We start from the raw sequence: 17,824 nt of genomic DNA on the forward strand, positions 1-17,824 counted from the left end.
CTCCGCGCCATTTGCCCCTCTCCGCTGCCAGATCTGGAATGACCGTAGCGGACCGATGATCGGGATAGGGGGACGCCTCGCGACGCCACCCCTCCCACCCCACCGGGCATACGGGTCCGTACCACGGCGGTTCGATCGGATTAAGCTTGGGCAGAGACATGGAGTCGAGGGAGGCCGAGAGACTCGAAGTAATGGTTGCGCAGGGCCTGTTGGACCGCCGGGTGTCCTGACATGCGCCAGAATTCCGTCGGCGAACCGGCGGCAGCCGCAGCACTGAACTTTGGGACGCCACGATGGCGCAGTTCCTTGAAGCGGTTGTGCCCGTTCCCCCATTGCCGCCAGAGATACATGCGTAGTCTTCGGCGGATCCACGCTTCCAAGTTCGTAAGCACCCGTGGGGTCTGGCAGAAGCCGAAGTAACCGCGCCATCCGATGAGGTATGGCTTCAGCTCTTTGATCAACTGCGGCAGACTGATCCCCCGTGTCCTGCGTGTCATGTCCCGGATTAGCGTCTTGAATTTGTCGAGGGCCTTCGGCGCGATGCGCCGCTCGCTCCCGTCATTCGAGATGCTGAACCCCAGGAACTTCCGCACCTCCGGTCGCGCCACAGCGCTCTTTTCCTCGTTGACCTTCAGCCGCAGCTTCTTGGTCAGGAACCGGCTGACGGAAGCCATGACCCGTTCGCCGGCGCGGCGGCTGCGAACATAGATGTTGCAGTCGTCGGCGTAGCGGCAAAAACGGTGGCCACGTTGGGTCAGTTCCTTGTCGAGATCGTCGAGCAGGAGGTTGCTTAGGAGGGGCGAGAGCGGGCCGCCTTGCGGGGTCCCCTCGTCCACCGGACGGACCAGGCCGTCCTCCATCACCCCCGCATTGAGGAATGCACGGATGAGTTTGAGCGCACGCTTATCGGACACCCTGGCGGCAACGCGCGCCATCAGGCTATCGTGATTAACCCGGTCGAAAAATCTTTCGAGGTCGAGGTCAACCACGTAGCTGTAACCCTCGGCAATGTAGCATTGCGCTTGGGCTACTGCCTGATGGGCGGAGCGTCCCGGGCGGAAGCCGTAGCTGTGCTCCGAGAACGTCGGGTCCCACTGCTCTTGGAGGACCTGCAGCATGGCTTGCTGGATCAGTCTGTCGACGACGCAAGGTACGCCGAGTTTTCTGACCCCGCCGTCCGGCTTGGGGATTTCGACCCGCTTGACCGGCTGCGGCTGATAGGTTCCCTCAAGCAATCGAGACCGGATGCTTGGCCAGTGCTCACGCAGGTAGCCCTTGGCATCGTCGATGGTCATCCCATCCACGCCTGGGCTACCCTTGTTGCTTCGAACGCGTTTCCACGCTGTTTCCAGATTCTCTCGGCTACATACCGTCTCCATTAGCTGTTCTGTCCAAACCGGGCTTTCGGGTGCCGACTTCGCCACGAGTGGTTCGGCCCCTTGGTAACCGTTGACAGGGGCTTCACCCCGATCCCTCGGTGCCAGGGCCAGTGAACACTGGGTCTTCTGCCGCTTTCCACTCATGAGTTGCCAGTCCTAGTTGCCACTTCCAGTCGTTCGGGCCTTCGATCATCGTTTCCGGCTCGGCCTATCCATTTGCTCCGCCTTTCGGCCTTGGAGTGCCTCACTAGCTGTTGATTTCCACTAGGAACTGACCCGGCGTTTCCACCGAGATTTGACCCGCCTTTTATGTATGTTTCGGGTCTGGTGTGGTGGTCAAGTTCCTGTTTTTCTCCTTCGCGTTTTTCGGTTCATGAGCTGAGCTATTCTTGAAGCGGAAGCTGTCGTTTCCGGTTTCGAGGATGTGGCAATGATGCGTCAGTCGGTCGAGCAGCGCTGTCGTCATCTTGGCATCGCCGAAGACGCTGGCCCATTCGCTGAAGCTGAGGTTGGTGGTGATGATGACGCTTGTGCGCTCGTAGAGCTTGCTCAGCAGATGGAAGAGCAATGCGCCACCTGATGCACTGAACGGCAGGTATCCGAGCTCATCGAGAATGACGAGATCGGAATGGACAAGCCGGTTGGCGATCTGTCCTGAGCGACCCTGTGCCTTCTCCTGCTCGAGCGCATTGACCAGCTCGACCGTGGAGAAGAAACGAACCCGCTTGTGATGATGCTCGATCGCCTGGATACCCAAGGCGGTCGCAACGTGGGTTTTTCCAGTGCCGGGTCCGCCGACCAGAACGATGTTGTTGGCTTCGTCGAGGAAGGCGCAACGGTGGAGTTGGCGAACCAGAGCCTCGTTGATCTCGCTACTAGAGAAGTCGAATCCGTTCAGATCACGATAGGCTGGAAAGCGTGCGGTCTTGAGCTGATAGACTGTCGATCGGACCTCGCGTTCTGCCGTCTCGGCCTTGAGGAGTTGCGACAGGATGGGAATGGCGGCTTCGAACGCCGGCGATCCCTGTTCGGTGAGTTCACCGACAGCCTGCGCCATTCCGTGCATCTTCAAGCTTCGCAACATGATGACGATTGCGCCGCTGGCAGGATTATGGCGCATGGCGCACCTCCGAGGTCTTCCTCAAGGCATCGTAGCGTTCGACATTGGCCTTCGGCTCGTTGGTAAGCGTCAAGGCCTGTGGCGCGTCGATCGGCGGCGGCGTGGAGGACTTTCCGTCGACCAGGCGATGCAGCAGGTTCAGCACATGGGTCTTGGTCGGAACGCCGGATTTTAACGCCATGTCGACGGCCGACAGCACGGCCTGTTCGTCGTGCTGAAGCACGAGCGCCAGGATATCGACCATCTCACGGTCGCCACCCGGCTTTTTGAGCAGTTGCTGCTGCAGCATTCTGAAGGCTTCGGGAAGCTCGGTGAACGGTGCGCCATTGCGAAGAGCACCGGGCTTGCGCTGCACGACCGCCAGATAGTGCCGCCAGTCGTAGACTGTCTGTCCCGGCCGATCATGCGATCGGTCGATGATGCGTCGGTGCTCGCAGATGATCAGACCTTCCGCGGCGACAACGACACGGTCCGGATAGACCCGAAGACTCACCGGCCGATTGGCAAAGGATGCCGGAACGCTGTAGCGGTTGCGTTCCAGATGCACGAGGCAGGTCGGGGTAACCCGCTTGGTATATTCGACAAAGCCGTCGAACGGTCGGGACGTCGGCATGAGAGCCTGCACTTCCTCAGCCCAGATATCGGCGATGGTGCCGCGCATTTTGCCATGTGGGGTCTGCGCCCAGAACTCTTGGCATCGAAGCTCCAGCCAGTCATTCAGGGCTTCCAGCGAAGGAAAGCGTGGCACCGGCTGCCACAGTCGATGGCGAGCATCCTGAACATTCTTCTCGACCTGGCCCTTCTCCCAGCCAGACGCTGGATTGCAAAACTCGGGCTCGAACAGGTAGTGGCTGGCCATGGCCATGAAGCGGACATTGACGTCGCGATCCTTGCCACGCCCGACCTTGTCGATGGCGGTCTTCATGTTGTCGTAGATGCCGCGCCCAGGCACGCCACCTAAGACGCGGAAAGCATGGTCGTGGGCGTCGAACAGCATCTCATGCGTCTGCAGAAGGTAAGCTCGAACGGTGAAGGCCCGGCTGTAACTGAGCTTCGTGTGGGCCACCTGTAGCTTGGTGCGTTCATTGCCGATGATCGCCCAGTCTTCCGACCAGTCGAACTGGAAAGCCTCACCCGGATCGAAGGCTAGTGGAACGAAAGTCCCACGCCCCGAAGTCTGTAATTCTCTCTGCAGATCCGCCTTCCACTCCCGAGCAAAAGCAGCAACACGACCATAGGACCCCTCATAGCCGAGGCTCACAAGATCGGCATGCAACTGCTTCATCGTGCGTTTCTGCTTGCGGTTCTTTTTGGCTTCCGTCTTCAGCCAGGCTGACAATCGGTCGGCAAAAGGATCAAGCTTGCTAGGCCGCTCGGGAACCATGAACTTCGGCTCCACGCCGCCCAGGCGAAGGTATTTGCGAATGGTATTCCGAGACAGGCCGGTCCTGCGGCAAATCTCCCGGATCGATAAATGCTCTCGAAAATGCCAGCGTCGGATCACGCTCAATAACGCCATGTCGATCACTCCGTAGCCCCCGCTGAAAAACGCGGGGCAAGGTTCAAACATGGGTCAATTCTCGATGGAAATATCCTGTGTTGCCGGGTCAGTTCCTAGTGGAAATCAACATCACTAGCCTTACCGACAGCATCACCTACTATGCCCTCTGCTGACTCCTGCATCACGGTCAGGTCACCTTGCGGTTCCCTCAGTTCCGAAGTCGGAACATGACGCAGGCCTCCCCAGGTAAGTTCAATCGCCTTCCCCGCGCACCTGCCGGATCTACAGCCCTGCCCCTTGATGGATATGGACTTCGCGACACGTTGCCCGCTCGTCCAGCCAGGGATGCCTCATATCCGGTTTCTGTTCGTCAGGTCGCGGTTTTGCTCCACGCTTCCTTCAGACACCACCTCGCGGTAATGCCCTTGCGCTTTGCTAAGCCTTCACCTCCATCAGGTTGGCTAAGGGACTCTCACCCCCAAGCGGTTGAACATGCTGGGCACACAACGAACCCGCTGCGCGGGATTGGTGCGTGCGGTGAGGTAGCGGCCAGCCTGCTGTCCTGACGCTTCGATTGAGCGTCGCCCGGCGAGGGCGGAACATTTCGTCTCCTTCAACCTGAGGAGACGAAAGATGAATGAGCTCATTCCCAATATCCCCCTCGGCCCGCTGCGTCAGCGGCTGATCGACGACATGAACATGCGGCGCTTCTCGCGCGAGACGCAGCGCAACTACATCCGCGACGTCGCGCGCTTCGCGACATTCCTGAGGCGTTCACCTGACACGGCGACCGCAGACAACGTGCGTCGGTTCCAGGTCGAACAGCGTGAGGCCGGAGTGCCGGTGCCGACCATGAACGGCATCGTGTCGGCGCTACGGTTCTTCTTTGACCACACGCGCGACCGGCCGGACCTCGCTCGCAGGATGGTTCGCGTGAGCCATCCCGCAAGCTGCCGGTCGTGCTGAGCTGCGAAGAGGTGGCCCGTTTGCTGGACGCGACCACCTGCCTCAAGCATCAGGCCGCGCTGTCGGTTGCCTATGGCGCGGGCCTGCGGGTGGCAGAGGTCTCGATGCTCAAAGTGCGCGACATCGACAGCGAACGAATGATGATCCGGGTCGAGCGTGGCAAAGGCGGGCAGTACCGCAACGCCATGCTCCCGGCCGGTCTGCTCATCCTGCTGCACCTGTGGTGGAAGGACGGAAGCCTCGAATGCCTTACGGGCATCCTGAGATGGCACGTTACCTTCTATCGCAGCCACGCAGGTCTCAACCGCCTGCTTCCACTTGGGCCCTCGATTGGTCCACTTCAGGAGCTGCTCGGCTGCACCCTCGACGTGGCTGACCCCGAAGCGGATACCTGGGCGATCGGCTCTGACGTAGACCGGAGGGTTGAACCAATGGAGGGCCATGATGGCAAGCTAATGGAGGTCGGGAATGTTGGGTAGAAATTTCTGAGCGGGGGATCGAATAGTTGGCCAAGGCCTACATCGCGACAATCACTTGGTGGCAATAAACCTGACAGGCCGGTACGCTCCGCTTCATTGGAGCAAAATCAACAAATATGCTAAGATTCGTTCATTGGGCGCGGCGGGAAAAGCCAATGGGCAAGAAGGCAAAGCAAAAGAGCGAATCCCCAATCGATCGTGAAAGAGCGACCGAGGCGGAATACTACGCCCGCAAATGCGGCCTCACCAAAGAGGAAGCCGCGAGAATTCTCAAAGACGCTCGCACCCTGAAGCCACTCGCTGAAATGGCTTACGCGGCCAAACGCTAGGCGCTGCCCAACCGCAGGCAAATGACCGACGCGGATACCGGTGAGACAGCATTTGCCCGCGTCGGTCACTGCGGCATTGTTTGAGGGGGTATGCCGCCTGCCATATTTAGCATCCGCTAAAATGATGAGCAACGAAGCGCTATCCAGCCGTAGGGGGATGGCTACAGGGCTTGTAGACACGCCCCTTCTAACGGAACATAAGGCCGCCAGCCCGTTGGCCGATGTCGTCTGAAACGGTAAACCCACCACGGTCTCTGCCGCTCGCTTCCCTATATCGGTGTTGCAGAGTACGCACCTTCCCGGCGAACGCTGCCTTCAACCGGTCATACCCTGGTCGAACGTGGACGCTGGTGATGTGCCCACGGCAATACGTCTCAACAACGATAGGGGTCATAATAGCAGAGCAAATCATATCGGCCATTTGAGTGCCCGCATGATTGTCGCTATGTGAGAAAGCTGGAAGCTCGATTATCCGGTCATTGGAATCGCCCGTACCCTTGAACTTTTGGGTGAAGATCGAATGTGCGACCGGTGTGTTCAAATGCTTCAATCTGCTATCCACGATCACGAAGCCGACGTCTCCCTCTTGAGTAAGGTAATTCTGGAAATCAGTGTAGATTGATTGCAGAGAAAACGTGTAGATTGGGTTTGTCAACCGGATAATCGCCAGTCACTTTTCAGATGCGGCGATTCATGCCTCATCGAAAAAATGGATCGTCTGTAGTTTTACATGATGCGCCACAGTAATCGATCGGTATGTCTTGATGATAGGGCATCTCCGCATGAATTCGCGCGTCACTTCGCGAAATTCATCCATGTCCACGACGTTGACGCAAACAAGTATGTCTGTGTCGCCGGTTATGACGTCGCAGCATGATATGTATGGCGAAGCCCTCAACACATCCAGCAGCTCATTGAACATATTAAGCTGATGGGACGACAGGGATATCTCAATCCAGATTGCCATCTTGCGCTCCGCATGCGCTCGGTTGACGACGGATACGTCGCCAACAATCACGCCGGTATCACGCAGGCGGCGGATCCGCCGGTGGCATGCCGGTTGAGAAATGCCCACTTTGTCGGCCAGCTGCTGAACGGTCAGCAAACTGGACTGCTGAAGCAGGTTCAGCAGTTTTCGATCAGTGCGATCCAGACCCACTCTGGGGGAAGACATTGCACGCTCCATGTGGCTACCGAGGTAGTCCAGCTAGGCGCAACTGTTCCCTAGAGCAAGGCCGGAAGAACGACACGTTGCGATGACAATGTCGGTTTTATGCGCTCACGCGGCGTACCGGTTATAAATTTGCCGGTTGGCGTACCAAAAAAGAGAAAACCATAGGGCGTGCGGATGCCATTGTTGGGGGAAGAGCTTGTCGGCCCTGGAGCCGAGCGCTTCATGCCCATTTGATGGATCACAGGTCCGCATGCCGTCTTACGTCCCTGATACAATACTCGCCCAAGGTGCCGGCGAAGGGCACGATCTCACCGGTGCGGTCGTTCCTCCTATCCATCTGGCGACGACCTTTCTGCGTCCGTCCGAAGGCTATTCGTCGACTGGGTGGAGCTACAGCCGCTATGGCTATCCGGGGTTGGAGAAGCCCGAGGCAACGCTGAAAGTCCTCGAGGGGGCGGCCGACTGCCGTCTGTTTGGCTCAGGCATGTCGGCCATGACCGCGGTCGTCATGGCGCTCCGGCCTGGCGATCATTGCGTGTTTCCCATCGACATGTATCACGGCCTCAAGACCTGGCTGAAGGCGTACGCGGCCCATTGGGGCACGCGGATCGACCATGTCGACATGACCGACCAAGACAAGGTCCGTGCCGCCGTGATCCCGGGCGTGACGCGTCTTGTTTGGCTTGAGACGCCGTCCAATCCGCATTGGCATATTTATGACATTGCGAACCTGGCCGAAATTGCGCACGAGGCAGGCGCCAAGCTTGTCGTCGACAGCACTGTCGCGACGCCGGTACTCACCCAGCCGATCAAGTTTGGTGCGGACATTGTCGTTCACTCGGCTACCAAATATCTGAATGGGCACAGCGACGTCCTGGCGGGGGCGGCGCTGACTGCGGCCAACGACAGCTTCTGGGAGCGGGTCGTATTCAACCGCGACTATCACGGCGGCATCCTCGGCCAGTTTCAGTCCGCGCTGCTTCTGCGGGGCATGCGCACGCTCCACCTGCGCGTCGCCCGGTCTTGCGAATCTGCAATGGCTTTGGCTGACGCACTTGAACGACATCCGAAGGTCACCGCAGTTTTTTACCCCGGCCTGCCAACGCATCCGGGTCATTCTCTGGCTGCCCGCCAGATGACGGGCGGGTTCGGCGGCATGCTCTCCATCGTTGTCGCCGGCGGGGCGAGCCAGGCAGACCGGGTCCTGACGCGCACGCATATATGGAAGCCGGCAACGTCGCTGGGGGGCGTAGAAAGCCTGATCGAGCGGCGTGAGGCAATCGAAGGACCGGATTCACATGTCGATCCGAGCCTCTTGCGTCTGTCTGTCGGGATCGAGGCCACGGCAGATCTGATCGACGATCTGTTTTCGGCGCTTGACGCAAGTATCGGCAGTTAGAGCTTAACGACACGAATGTTGTGCATGCGCCACGCTTGATTATTGGCACCGCCGTTCATCGCCGGCAACTGACCAAAAAGCCAAGTGAAAAATGGAGGTAGAGAAATGAAGTTGTTTGATCAACAGTCTCGCTGCGGCCACCACTCTTCGAGTCCGAGCACGCCGCCGATTCCTTTCGTCACCTCGCCCTTGGTCGCGCGTCAGGCAAGATTATCGTCGATCAGATCTGGGGCTCCAGATGCGTGAGACCCAGGCAGCTATCCAGCCTGACTCGCAGTTTCAGAAGGCGGCGGAGGCGATCTTGCGCGCCGCGCAACAGGCGCAGGCCATGCCGCCGCTCAGCGGAGAATATCCCCAGCTTAGTGTGGATGACGCATACCGGATCCAGGACCTCCTTGCACAGGCCCGTCAACAGGAGGGCGCCAGCTTTGCCGGCTACAAGATCGGCCTGACCTTGCGATCGGCGCAACTTGCATCGAACCTGACCGAACCGATCCATGGGCGGATCATGCGTGGCGCCGTCTACGATTCGGGGGCCTGGCTTTCGGCGGCCAAATTCATAAGGCCGCATGTCGAGGTCGAACTTGCTTTCGTCATGAGACGCGACATTACCGAGCGTGACATGTCGTTGGACGACATCATGGCGGCCACGGAGTTCATCATCCCGGCCCTGGAAGTCGTCGATCACCGCATGAACAGCCCGCGCACGATCTCGGATACGATCGCCGACAATTCGGCCTTTGCCGCCATTGTCCTTTCCGCGCAGCGCTTTCGCCCGAACGACATCGATGCGGCCTGGATAGGGGCCACTTTGTCCCGCAACGGCCTTGTCGAAGAATCCGGCGTTTCCGCAGTCGGCATGGGGCATCCCGGCGCGTGTGTGGCTTGGCTGGCCAATAGGCTCCTCGAAAAAGGCCAGAGCCTGCGCAAGGGCGATATCGTCATGTCCGGCGCTTTTGCTCGGTCGGTCTCCGTTGCCGGCGGGGACAATATTCACGCTGACTATGGTCCGCTCGGCACCATCGAAGTTTCCTTCCGGTGACGATTAGTTGCCGGTATCAACTTTCACCCTGAAAGGAATGTGCAATGACCCTTCACAATCGAAACGAAAAGCCTGTACCTGCGGCCGTCACGCAGATGGCCGAGATGGCCATGGCCAATAGGATGGACAGGCGCGAATTCCTGACCATCGCCAGCACGATGGGACTGTCGGCCGCGGCTGCCTATGGCTTGCTGGGCCTGTCAGCGCCTGTGCCCGCGCGGGCGGAGGAGCCCAGGAAGGGCGGCGTGATCAAGGTTGGAATGCTGGTCAAGGAGCTGAAGGATCCCCGGACATTCGACTGGGGTGAGATGGGCAATCTGGGACGCCAGATGCTCGAGCCCTTCGTCAAATACACCGCCGATTTCACCTTCGAGCCCGTTCTTCTCGAAAGTTGGGACGTCAATGACGACGCGACCGAATATGTCCTGCATCTGCGCAAGGGCGTCAAATGGAACAACGGCGACGATTTCAACGCCGACGACGCATTCTTCAACCTCAACCGCTGGTGCGACAAGAAAGCGGAAGGCAATTCCATGGCCGGCCGCATGGCAGCCCTTGTCGATCCGGCGACTGGCAAGTTACGCGACGGCGCGATCACCAAGGTCGACGATCACACGATCAAGCTGACTCTTGCGAATTCGGATATCTCCATCATCGCGAGTTTCGCGGATTTTCCGGCCTTGCTCGTGCACCGCAGCTTTGAGGAAACCGGCAAGAATCTGGTCAAGAATCCGATCGGCACCGGTCCCTTTGAACTCGTGTCCTTCGACACGTCCGTTCGGGCAGTGTTCAAGCGGCGTGAAAGCGGTTGGTGGGGTGGCGAGACATATCTCGATGGCGTCGAATTCATCGACTACGGCAGCGACCCCAACGCGCTGGCCAGCGCTTTCGAATCCGGTGAAGTGCATGCCAATTTCGAAACCACCGGCGATCAGGTTGCGGGGTTCGACGCGATGGGCCTTTCGCGCAGCGAGGTGCTTACCGCCGGCACTCTGATCGCTCGCTTCAACATGAGCAACAAACCCTATGACGACCAGCGCGTGCGCAAGGCCATGCAGCTTGCGGTCGATAATGCTGCCATCCTTCAACTTGGATATGGCGGTCGTGGCAGCGTGGCCGAGAACCACCACGTATGCCCGATCCATCCCGAATATTTCGCGCTACCCAAGGTCTCTCGCGACATCGACAAGGCCAAGGCACTCATGCAGGAAGCCGGTCAGCTCGATTTCGAACACGAATTGATCAGCGACGACGAAGATTGGCACAGGAACACCGGAGACGCGATTGCCGCGCAGATCAGGGAAGCGGGTTTCAAGGTCAAACGCACGGTGCTGCCGGGCTCGACCTTCTGGAACGACTGGACGAAATTCCCATTCTCGCTGACGGGATGGACCATGCGTCCGCTGGGCGTGCAGGTTCTCGCGCTTGCTTATCGGTCCGGGGAAGCCTGGAACGAAACGGCCTTTTCGAACAAGGAATTCGACGCCAAGCTCAACGACGCGCTCTCCATCGCCGACGTCGAGAAGCGCCAGGCGGTCATGCAGGATGTCGAGAAAATCCTGCAGGATTCCGGGGTGATCATCCAGCCCTACTGGCGCAAGATTTTCGTCCACTTCGTGGCACGCGTTAAGAACCATCGCGCCCATCCGCTAAACGAGTTGCATTTCGAGAAGGTGTGGCTGGGCGCCTGACGGCCCACCACACGCGCTGAGTGCGCAGAGCAAGCCAAGGGCTTCAGCGACAATGGGCCGGGAATTCCGGCCGAGGAGCGCGACAAGGTGTTCCAACGGCTCTATCGGCTCGACAGCAGCCGGACTGCGCCCGGCAGCGGCCTTGGTCTCAGCCTTGTGCGGGCCATAGTCGATCTGCACGACGCGTCCGTTGTCCTTGATGATCGCCGGCCGGTCTGACGGTCATCGTGGGTTTTCCAGCCGCAGAATAGCCAACTGAATAGATATGGCAGTTCCTGTGGACATCAGTAAGCTGCTGCAGGCGAAGCTTCCCCGCCTATTCCTTGTTGAGATAGTTCTTCTCCAGGAATTCGGACCTGAAGTTCTGTGGCGGCGTGGGAATATCCGGCCGACCCTCCGGCGTAAAGTCCATGAGATTCCAATACGGCCACACCGTGTCGACATGGTTCCCCGACAGCTCGGTTCCCCAGAAATGAAAGACCTTTCCATCCTGCCTCCTGAATACATGCATCACCGGCAATTGCATGTCGTCGGATTCTCCCTGGCATTTGTAATCGGCCTGATAGGCAGAGTCCGATCCCGAGACCAAAGCGATCTGCGACCATCCGCGTTTTTTGGCCCAGGCGTTGATCTGTTCGGCCGAGGCTTTGGCAATGGCGACAAACGCGGCGTTTTGAGTGACCTGATACCAGCTGCGATCGAAACCATCGACCAGTGACGTGCAGGAGGGACAGGGATTGTCCCAGTTCGGACCATACATGAATGAGTAAAGCAGCAGGGCGTCCTTGTCCCCGAAGAGGTCGGAGAATTTCACGCGCTTCCCTACTTTCCCATCGTTTGCCCATTGGAAGACGTAATTCTCCTTCAACTGCCCGCCGAGAGGGAGATTGCGGCGCTTTTCCGCCACGGATTTTACTTTCTCGACAAGCTCTTGTTCGTCTTTGAGCAACGCGTCGCGCGCATCGCGATACGCTCTGCTTTCGTTTGGATAGCGCAGTTCACTCATGACCGTCTCTCCTCCTGAAGCCAGCACTCTCTAGACCGCTGGCTGCGGCACATCGCAACACTTTGCGGGGAGGAACGCGGCGCTTCCCCGTCCTGAAGTTGTGTGCCACCAAGGCAAATGGAGAGGCTAGAGGCGGTTTCAAGGCCGGCTGCGAATACGGCGCAACCATCAACCTCACCGATCCAGACTCGCTTACGATTGCCCCTTCCAGCGATTTGGTGATGACCAGCCAGGACGACAGCGAGCTGCTTTTTGTCCATAAGACCTCGGCGCGAGGCGGCGCCGGCGTGTAACGTCCCCAAGAGGGTCGATGCACGGCACCTCAATACCAATTGTGGCCCCGAAATCGCCACCATTCTCAAGCCATGCCGATTTGTCTATGAGGGATCGTCTGAAACCGCCTTCCTCGCCCACCGTCTGAAAGTTGCCGCAAACATGCATTGGTACTTCATCATCGGGTTGGCGGTTGCCTCCAACATCGACAATCTGGCAGTCGGGATGTCTTATGGGGTGCGGGGCATCCGAATAGGTTTCTTCGCCAATCTGGTCATTGCTGCGATTTGCTTTGCCTTTAGCGAAGTAGGAATGGTGTTCGGCGAGTGGATAGGCCAGGTGCTGCCTGGCGACCTGCCGGACATCGCGGGTGCTGGCCTCTTGTTGCTCATAGGGGTGCGGGTCCTGTTCATGGCGCTGTCGGCGACACATGAGCGAGCGAATTCCCCAAATGACGGCCATCCGATAGCAAACTGGTTTGCTCGTGCTCTCGCTGTCAAAGGCGACAAGGTTGGACCTTTCGAGGCGGTGGTTCTCGGCGTTGCGCTTTCCGCAAACGCGCTTGCAAACGCCGTAAGCGCCGGAATCCTCAACATGGCACCGACTGTCGTCGCTTCTGCCGCATCCATCGGGAGTTTCCTCACAATCGTGGCCGGAGTGGCGCTCGGCCGCCATGCGGCGCAAATCAGGGTCGGGCGCTTGGACATCGGCCGGTTCGGCACATTGGCAAGCGGGATTATTCTGGTTGCCCTCGCGATTCGACAAGTTTGGTAGAAGACGCCAGCGACACAGGGGTATTTCGCTGCAGGGGATTGAAAAGCAGCGAAGCAAGCCAACTCCCAGCGCCCAGGTTTTCGTTGAGGAATGGGACGATGGCGCTTTTTGACGTCCCTTGATGACGCGCTCCTCACGCACCATGGCTCCGCCGCGCGCAGTGACTGCCATCGCCGTGCTGGCTCTCGGTGGCTTCGTGGCGGCCTGCGGCATCTGTATGGCCTGCTTCGCCGATATCGCATCGACCAGGTCGCGCCGTTTGCGCTGCTCATACCGATCATCGGCGGTTCATAGCCTTCATTTTCCTGAATAAGCGCCCGTCGCCGACGGTGCTGGCCAGAGGGGCTGTGATCCTGATCGGGCCTGGCCTTGTCGTGCGCGAGCCAACCAAGGCCGAGTTGCAGGCTGCGTAGAGCGGGCGGCAGGGCACATTAGCTACGGGCAGGCGCGTCGTTTTACTCAAGCCGGATGTCGAAGGATTCATATTCCAATATCGACGGGGGCAGTTCTCGCCGTCCGCGTTTCCATAAGGCGGACCATCCCAATGTTTTGCGGCTCGCTGCGCAGCCACCTCAGCTAAATCTATGCCTATTAAGACATTTTTTTTAAAATTAATGCCTTAATAGACATATTGTGTTGTCAATGGCGACTCGTCTGTGATAGGTTTGCAGCAGAAGGGACGTCGACCATGATTTACAGATTCCTGACCGCCATCCGGGATTTGCGTCGAAGCCGAAACATGACGCAAGGAGAACTAGCCAATCTCGTCGGTACCACCCAGGCGTATGTTTCAAAGGTGGAAAGAGGTGGGATCAACCCAGAAAGCGCGACGCTCTACGCGATCGCGGCCGCCCTGGATTCCGAGATCGTATTCGTTCCGCGCAAGGCTCTTGTCCAGGTAAGAAGCATTGTGTCCTCCTGTTTGGATAGTGAGCGCAATCCGGCTGTCGCGCGCCAGGCTGACAGCCTGATCGACGAACTGTTTATCCCCGACGCCGATGATGATGATGATGATGATGACCAACGAAAAAGGCCTGGACACTGAACAATGGCCAAGAAAATTGAGCTGCTTGGGGTCTATCTTGAGGCTGGAGGTTTGTCGACCCGAGTGGGGTCGTTGGTCCGGGACACCGGATCGATGGTCCATTTCGACATTGATCAATCCTACATCGACCTCGGCCAGGATCGCCCCATCCTCAGTTCCGCCTTGCTGCGCATCGGCGACGAAGCGAAAACTGTGCAGCGACTACGATCGGGACCAATGCTTTCCGGCGGGCGCGACCTGCCCCCGTGGTTCCTGAACCTGCTTCCGGAAGGTGCGTTGCGTGAATTGGTGAATAGGGGACTGCCGACTGGCAAGACGTCGAATTTCGACGTGCTCAATTGGCTTGGCGAGGATCTCCCCGGTGCGGTTGTCGTCAGGGCGGAGGAAGCGCTCGACCCGGATCTCCAAAGGGTGAGGGAGACCCGCGGGGATCAGGCCCTGATCAGGTTCTCGCTGGCCGGAGTGCAGTTGAAGATGTCGATGCTGAAGCAGGGCGACAGACTGACTTTCCCCGCGACGGGCCGGAACGGTGACATCATTGCGAAGCTTCCAAGCGAAAAATTCCCGTACTTGCCGGAAGTCGAATACACGTCGATGAAACTGGCCGAAACAGTGGGCGTAACCGTGCCGTTTTTCGAGCTGCTGCCGACAGAGTCGGTCCACGGCATCAAGGAAGAGTTCCTCCAAGCGGGTTCTCAGGTGCTTGCGGTAAAGCGTTTCGACCGCACAGACGACGGCATGCGCGTGCATATGGAGGATTTTTCCCAGGTGATGGGCGTCAGCGGTGACCAGAAATATTTCGCCGCCAACGAAGAAACCGTGTTGAACATCGCCACTCGATTGGGCGGAGGCGGTACCAAGCCGTTCCTGCAAGCAGCGAAGCGCGTCGCGGTCAACTTGCTCCTGGGCAACAATGACGCCCATCTGAAAAACTGGTCGCTCTGGTATCCCGTGCCGACCCGCGGTGAATTGAGCCCTGCCTATGACATCGTGGCTGCCTACGTCTACGACCATTCAAACGAAATGGCCCTGAAATTCCGCAACAGCAGAAATTCAGAAATCATTGGCCTGAGCAGGTTCGAGCGAGCTGCCGAACTCTGTGGAATTCCCACGGAACGAGCAAGGAAAGAAATAATCGCGACGGCCGAGCAAGCGGCGGATGAATGGCCGTCATTGATCCGTGATTTGCCGATGCCCGAAGGCTACAGGGACAAATTGCTGGAGCGCACCGCTAAACTCGCCTTGACCAATGAGGTCGGAGTGACATTTCTGCCTTGAGATGAAGCATGCCCATTAAGGCATATTCAACAGAATATATGCCTGATCGAGCATTGTTGTTTCCTGACGGTCACGATGGGATCTCATATTTCCGCATTTTTCGAAATTATGTTTGACGGTTCGATATGCGTCGCGTCGCTTTTTTCCATGAAACTCGAAAAAGCAGCCTCAGCTCGAAGCGCTCGGCAACCCGACCCGCCTTCATCCCTACCGCATCCTGGTCCGTGCCGGGGAGGACGGGCTTCCTGTCGGCAGTATCCAGGAGAAGCTCGAAATCCCTTCATCGACGCTCTCGCATCACCTCAAGCGGCTGGTCGAAACGGACCTTGTCACCCAGGAACGGCAGGCGACGACGCTGATCTGCCGCGCCAACTATCCCGCCATGAATGGGCTGATCGGCTATCTGGCTGACGAGTGCTGTGCCGAAGCGAAGTGCGCGCCTTCGGTCAGCGAAGCCGTGGCGTAATTTTTTGCCTGGATAATTCGAAGATACCGGAAGGATAGAACATATGGAAATGATGGCGAACCTCCCGCGTAGCGATCATCGGCGCAGGCCCGGTCGGCCTCGCCGCCGCGGCGCACCTCGTCGAACGCGGCATCCGCCCGATTATCTTCGAACGCAATAACCTTGGGCCTTTGGCGTGTTCTTTTCGATCTTATTGGTCAGCTTGCGAGATGCCCCTAAGGGTCCGTTTGAAAACTCCCGCGGCCGGCCATGCACACAACGGCGGTATGTCCGCTTAGGATGGTTGCCGCCGCCTTGGGCTCGTAGGGTTGGTTGGCGGGCATTGCAAAGCACAACGGCCGGCGCGAAGATCGACAGTGCATTGGATTTCGCCGCCCGTTAACGTCAAGGAACTCGCGACAGGCGACACGCTCGGCGTTCGATCGGTCGAAGGCTGCATTGAGCAGATGCGGACATGGCCGAGGGTCGGCCCGAAGACAAAGAAGGCCTTTCCGATTTGCTATAGCGCTTTGGTCGGTGGCATCAAGCCAGACGAAGCGCGCAACGCATTCATAGTTGCCGCAACGGAGGCCGGCGTTTTGCGGGACCAAACTCCAAGGCGCTGAACGCTCCTTGGAAGCGCCGAAGAAGGCCGGGAAGGAGCAGAAATGCACGATCAGCGTGTGCAGCCGACGGGGCGATAAAAACGCCGGGCGGGGTGCTGAACGTGGCCCCTAATTTTCAAACGGCGGTTTCTTGCTGCCTCCTTTGACACGGAACCTTGCGCTTTGCGGTGAGTGACAAACGCCTTCACCGCCTGCCCGAGAAGCTCATCAGCACGTTTTCCACCTCCTTCGGCGCTACTTTCTCGCATCGCGATTTTCATCGGCGTCGAGCGCTTGTCATTGCCCCCTTTTTGGCTGCAGGCCCGCCATCAGCCTGCGAAAGCATCGAAATAACCTGTTGCTCGACACGGCTGATACTTTTAAATGTTGATTGATCGTCGAGAGGTGCAATAGAAATGACTTTTCGATCAGATTCAACAAGAATGTTGTTTATAATTTCAAATAAGCCAAAAGAGCGCATATTTATATTAGGATCGGCCTCGAAAATTCGTTCCGCGGGCGGCTCGTGTTCCATTCGGTGCCGCAAGCGCGCCTCCACGACCCCAGGTGGCACGATAAGCCTGACCGCGAAATCAGCCTCGGGCGCGAGGCTGAGCGCCTTTGCGAGCGCGACAGTGTCCGAGCCTCCATTGAACATTGCCAGTGATCCAATGGCTTGAACGTAACCCTGGTCGAATATTATTATCTCGGTCGATTGCTTCGCCTGATCCCAGCAGTGTGATAGATGTAAAATATATTGCCACAATCGAGCCCGCCATATTCGTCTTTTTGGCGGAATTAGTCTTACCATGGACAACGAAATGGAAAGTTCGTTGCCGCTTCCTTTGGAGGAGAGCAATATTTTTGACGTTGAAAACATTGCCGATGCGATTCTGAGAATAAAATAGAATATTCCGAGATCGAAGGGTCCTGACCTGTTGCTAGCTTGGTAACTGAGGGCAACTTTGGCACGAAACCCTCTCCCGCACAGCCGCCGGGCGAGCGCGTGCGCAAACGTAGTCTTGCCGCATCCGGGCGGCCCGAAGAGTTCAATGATCATTCTAGGTCAGACCCGATTATGGCAACTCTCGCTACCGGCGCGACGAGGCTGAGAGGTTGACATTGTCGCTTCGATAGGGCGAGCGGCGTACATTCTGGTAGTGAGGCTTCCAGAGGGTTCGAGGCTTTGCATCCCTCGAACGGATGAAGCTAAGCCGATATTTAGGGGTACTCTCCATATGCTCGTCTTCCACGTAACCCCAGGGATCGGGAAGCTCCGAGCGAGGCCAGCCTTTGTGAAGAACGGAACGGTAAACGG

The 17,824-nt window shown here is 58.1% G+C and carries 16 protein-coding genes and 4 pseudogenes; 12 read left to right on the top strand and 8 right to left on the bottom strand.

Annotated elements, in window-relative coordinates:
• Positions 1 to 140: 140 nt before the first annotated feature.
• The 3 genes from ltrA to istA all read right to left on the bottom strand — a co-directional run bounded on the left by ltrA (position 141) and on the right by istA (position 4,018).
• Positions 141 to 1,523, bottom strand: coding sequence for a group II intron reverse transcriptase/maturase (ltrA, locus tag BPNPMPFG_RS42750; protein ID WP_318036874.1), 1,383 nt, complete (start codon positions 1,521 to 1,523; stop codon positions 141 to 143).
• Positions 1,524 to 1,686: 163 nt separating this feature from the next.
• Positions 1,687 to 2,499 carry an IS21-like element helper ATPase IstB gene (gene istB / locus BPNPMPFG_RS42755; protein ID WP_258591881.1) on the bottom strand — a complete coding sequence of 271 codons (813 nt, stop codon included), beginning with the start codon at positions 2,497 to 2,499 and terminating at the stop codon, positions 1,687 to 1,689.
• Positions 2,489 to 4,018, bottom strand: a complete 1,530-nt coding sequence (gene istA / locus BPNPMPFG_RS42760; RefSeq protein WP_258595114.1) for an IS21 family transposase — start codon at positions 4,016 to 4,018, stop codon at positions 2,489 to 2,491. The genes istB and istA overlap by 11 nt, the downstream gene beginning before the upstream one ends.
• A gap of 615 nt (positions 4,019 to 4,633) precedes the next feature.
• Between istA and BPNPMPFG_RS42765 the strand changes: the two are divergent.
• Positions 4,634 to 5,202 (top strand): annotated as a pseudogene (locus BPNPMPFG_RS42765) (tyrosine-type recombinase/integrase); the annotation flags it as partial.
• Positions 5,203 to 5,262: 60 nt separating this feature from the next.
• Here the strand turns inward: BPNPMPFG_RS42765 and BPNPMPFG_RS42770 are convergent.
• A pseudogene (locus tag BPNPMPFG_RS42770) lies at positions 5,263 to 5,409 on the bottom strand (DUF982 domain-containing protein); the annotation flags it as partial.
• 191 nt (positions 5,410 to 5,600) lie between these two features.
• Between BPNPMPFG_RS42770 and BPNPMPFG_RS42775 the strand changes: the two are divergent.
• Positions 5,601 to 5,774: a hypothetical protein gene (locus tag BPNPMPFG_RS42775; RefSeq protein WP_258599319.1), complete on the top strand. Its 174-nt coding sequence runs from the start codon at positions 5,601 to 5,603 to the stop codon at positions 5,772 to 5,774.
• A gap of 187 nt (positions 5,775 to 5,961) precedes the next feature.
• On the opposite strand, the gene BPNPMPFG_RS42780 is transcribed toward BPNPMPFG_RS42775, so the two are convergent.
• Entirely contained in the window at positions 5,962 to 6,429 is a 468-nt protein-coding gene (locus tag BPNPMPFG_RS42780) for a DUF3800 domain-containing protein (protein WP_258599320.1), read from the bottom strand.
• Positions 6,430 to 6,465: 36 nt separating this feature from the next.
• Positions 6,466 to 6,948: an Lrp/AsnC family transcriptional regulator gene (locus BPNPMPFG_RS42785; RefSeq protein ID WP_258599321.1), complete on the bottom strand. Its 483-nt coding sequence runs from the start codon at positions 6,946 to 6,948 to the stop codon at positions 6,466 to 6,468.
• A gap of 250 nt (positions 6,949 to 7,198) precedes the next feature.
• Here BPNPMPFG_RS42785 and BPNPMPFG_RS42790 point away from each other — a divergent pair, with 250 nt between their 5' ends.
• The 4 genes and pseudogenes from BPNPMPFG_RS42790 to BPNPMPFG_RS42805 form a co-directional block, all read left to right on the top strand.
• The gene (locus BPNPMPFG_RS42790) at positions 7,199 to 8,347 is read left to right on the top strand and encodes a trans-sulfuration enzyme family protein (protein WP_413776987.1); all 1,149 of its coding nucleotides are present in this window, start codon (positions 7,199 to 7,201) and stop codon (positions 8,345 to 8,347) included.
• A 238-nt stretch (positions 8,348 to 8,585) separates the two neighbouring features.
• On the top strand, positions 8,586 to 9,389 hold the full coding sequence (locus BPNPMPFG_RS42795; RefSeq protein ID WP_413776980.1) for a 2-keto-4-pentenoate hydratase: 804 nt from the start codon (positions 8,586 to 8,588) through the stop codon (positions 9,387 to 9,389).
• Positions 9,390 to 9,433: 44 nt separating this feature from the next.
• Positions 9,434 to 11,080, top strand: coding sequence for an ABC transporter substrate-binding protein (locus BPNPMPFG_RS42800; protein WP_258599323.1), 1,647 nt, complete (start codon positions 9,434 to 9,436; stop codon positions 11,078 to 11,080).
• 45 nt (positions 11,081 to 11,125) lie between these two features.
• A pseudogene (locus BPNPMPFG_RS42805) lies at positions 11,126 to 11,331 on the top strand (sensor histidine kinase); the annotation flags it as partial.
• Between the two features lie 65 nt (positions 11,332 to 11,396).
• On the opposite strand, the gene BPNPMPFG_RS42810 reads toward BPNPMPFG_RS42805, so the two are convergent.
• Positions 11,397 to 12,086 carry a DUF899 family protein gene (locus BPNPMPFG_RS42810; protein WP_258599324.1) on the bottom strand — a complete coding sequence of 230 codons (690 nt, stop codon included), beginning with the start codon at positions 12,084 to 12,086 and terminating at the stop codon, positions 11,397 to 11,399.
• Between the two features lie 252 nt (positions 12,087 to 12,338).
• Between BPNPMPFG_RS42810 and BPNPMPFG_RS42815 the strand changes: the two genes are divergently transcribed.
• The 6 genes and pseudogenes from BPNPMPFG_RS42815 to BPNPMPFG_RS43600 all read left to right on the top strand — a co-directional run bounded on the left by BPNPMPFG_RS42815 (position 12,339) and on the right by BPNPMPFG_RS43600 (position 16,527).
• On the top strand, positions 12,339 to 13,133 hold the full coding sequence (locus BPNPMPFG_RS42815; protein ID WP_258599325.1) for a manganese efflux pump: 795 nt from the start codon (positions 12,339 to 12,341) through the stop codon (positions 13,131 to 13,133).
• Positions 13,134 to 13,821: 688 nt separating this feature from the next.
• Positions 13,822 to 14,178 carry a helix-turn-helix domain-containing protein gene (locus tag BPNPMPFG_RS42820; protein WP_258599326.1) on the top strand — a complete coding sequence of 119 codons (357 nt, stop codon included), beginning with the start codon at positions 13,822 to 13,824 and terminating at the stop codon, positions 14,176 to 14,178.
• A gap of 3 nt (positions 14,179 to 14,181) precedes the next feature.
• Positions 14,182 to 15,456 (top strand): type II toxin-antitoxin system HipA family toxin, encoded by a 1,275-nt coding sequence (locus BPNPMPFG_RS42825; RefSeq protein ID WP_258599328.1) that lies wholly within the window; start codon positions 14,182 to 14,184, stop codon positions 15,454 to 15,456.
• A 147-nt stretch (positions 15,457 to 15,603) separates the two neighbouring features.
• Positions 15,604 to 15,922: pseudogene (locus tag BPNPMPFG_RS42830) on the top strand (ArsR/SmtB family transcription factor).
• A gap of 77 nt (positions 15,923 to 15,999) precedes the next feature.
• Positions 16,000 to 16,200, top strand: a complete 201-nt coding sequence (locus BPNPMPFG_RS43075) for an NAD(P)-binding protein (protein ID WP_319946075.1) — start codon at positions 16,000 to 16,002, stop codon at positions 16,198 to 16,200.
• 78 nt (positions 16,201 to 16,278) lie between these two features.
• On the top strand, positions 16,279 to 16,527 hold the full coding sequence (locus BPNPMPFG_RS43600) for a DUF982 domain-containing protein (RefSeq protein ID WP_413776981.1): 249 nt from the start codon (positions 16,279 to 16,281) through the stop codon (positions 16,525 to 16,527).
• Between the two features lie 256 nt (positions 16,528 to 16,783).
• Here the strand turns inward: BPNPMPFG_RS43600 and BPNPMPFG_RS42840 are convergent, their stop codons facing one another.
• On the bottom strand, positions 16,784 to 17,566 hold the full coding sequence (locus BPNPMPFG_RS42840) for an AAA family ATPase (RefSeq protein ID WP_258599329.1): 783 nt from the start codon (positions 17,564 to 17,566) through the stop codon (positions 16,784 to 16,786).
• Positions 17,567 to 17,824: the final 258 nt, after the last annotated feature.

This window comes from Mesorhizobium sp. AR07 (assembly GCF_024746815.1).
Classification (GTDB): Bacteria; Pseudomonadota; Alphaproteobacteria; order Rhizobiales; family Rhizobiaceae; genus Mesorhizobium.

Bases quoted from the DNA above. Each gene is read 5' to 3' on its own strand.
- BPNPMPFG_RS42810 (WP_258599324.1), bottom strand. From the start codon at position 12,086: ATGAGTGAACTGCGCTATCCAAACGAAAGCAGAGCGTATCGCGATGCG.
- BPNPMPFG_RS42790 (WP_413776987.1), top strand. From the start codon at position 7,199: ATGCCGTCTTACGTCCCTGATACAATACTCGCCCAAGGTGCCGGCGAA.
- BPNPMPFG_RS42820 (WP_258599326.1), top strand. From the start codon at position 13,822: ATGATTTACAGATTCCTGACCGCCATCCGGGATTTGCGTCGAAGCCGA.
- BPNPMPFG_RS42795 (WP_413776980.1), top strand. From the start codon at position 8,586: ATGCGTGAGACCCAGGCAGCTATCCAGCCTGACTCGCAGTTTCAGAAG.
- BPNPMPFG_RS42775 (WP_258599319.1), top strand. From the start codon at position 5,601: ATGGGCAAGAAGGCAAAGCAAAAGAGCGAATCCCCAATCGATCGTGAA.
- BPNPMPFG_RS42800 (WP_258599323.1), top strand. From the start codon at position 9,434: ATGACCCTTCACAATCGAAACGAAAAGCCTGTACCTGCGGCCGTCACG.
- BPNPMPFG_RS42785 (WP_258599321.1), bottom strand. From the start codon at position 6,948: ATGTCTTCCCCCAGAGTGGGTCTGGATCGCACTGATCGAAAACTGCTG.
- ltrA (WP_318036874.1), bottom strand. From the start codon at position 1,523: ATGAGTGGAAAGCGGCAGAAGACCCAGTGTTCACTGGCCCTGGCACCG.
- istB (WP_258591881.1), bottom strand. From the start codon at position 2,499: ATGCGCCATAATCCTGCCAGCGGCGCAATCGTCATCATGTTGCGAAGC.
- istA (WP_258595114.1), bottom strand. From the start codon at position 4,018: ATGGCGTTATTGAGCGTGATCCGACGCTGGCATTTTCGAGAGCATTTA.
- BPNPMPFG_RS42840 (WP_258599329.1), bottom strand. From the start codon at position 17,566: ATGATCATTGAACTCTTCGGGCCGCCCGGATGCGGCAAGACTACGTTT.
- BPNPMPFG_RS42825 (WP_258599328.1), top strand. From the start codon at position 14,182: ATGGCCAAGAAAATTGAGCTGCTTGGGGTCTATCTTGAGGCTGGAGGT.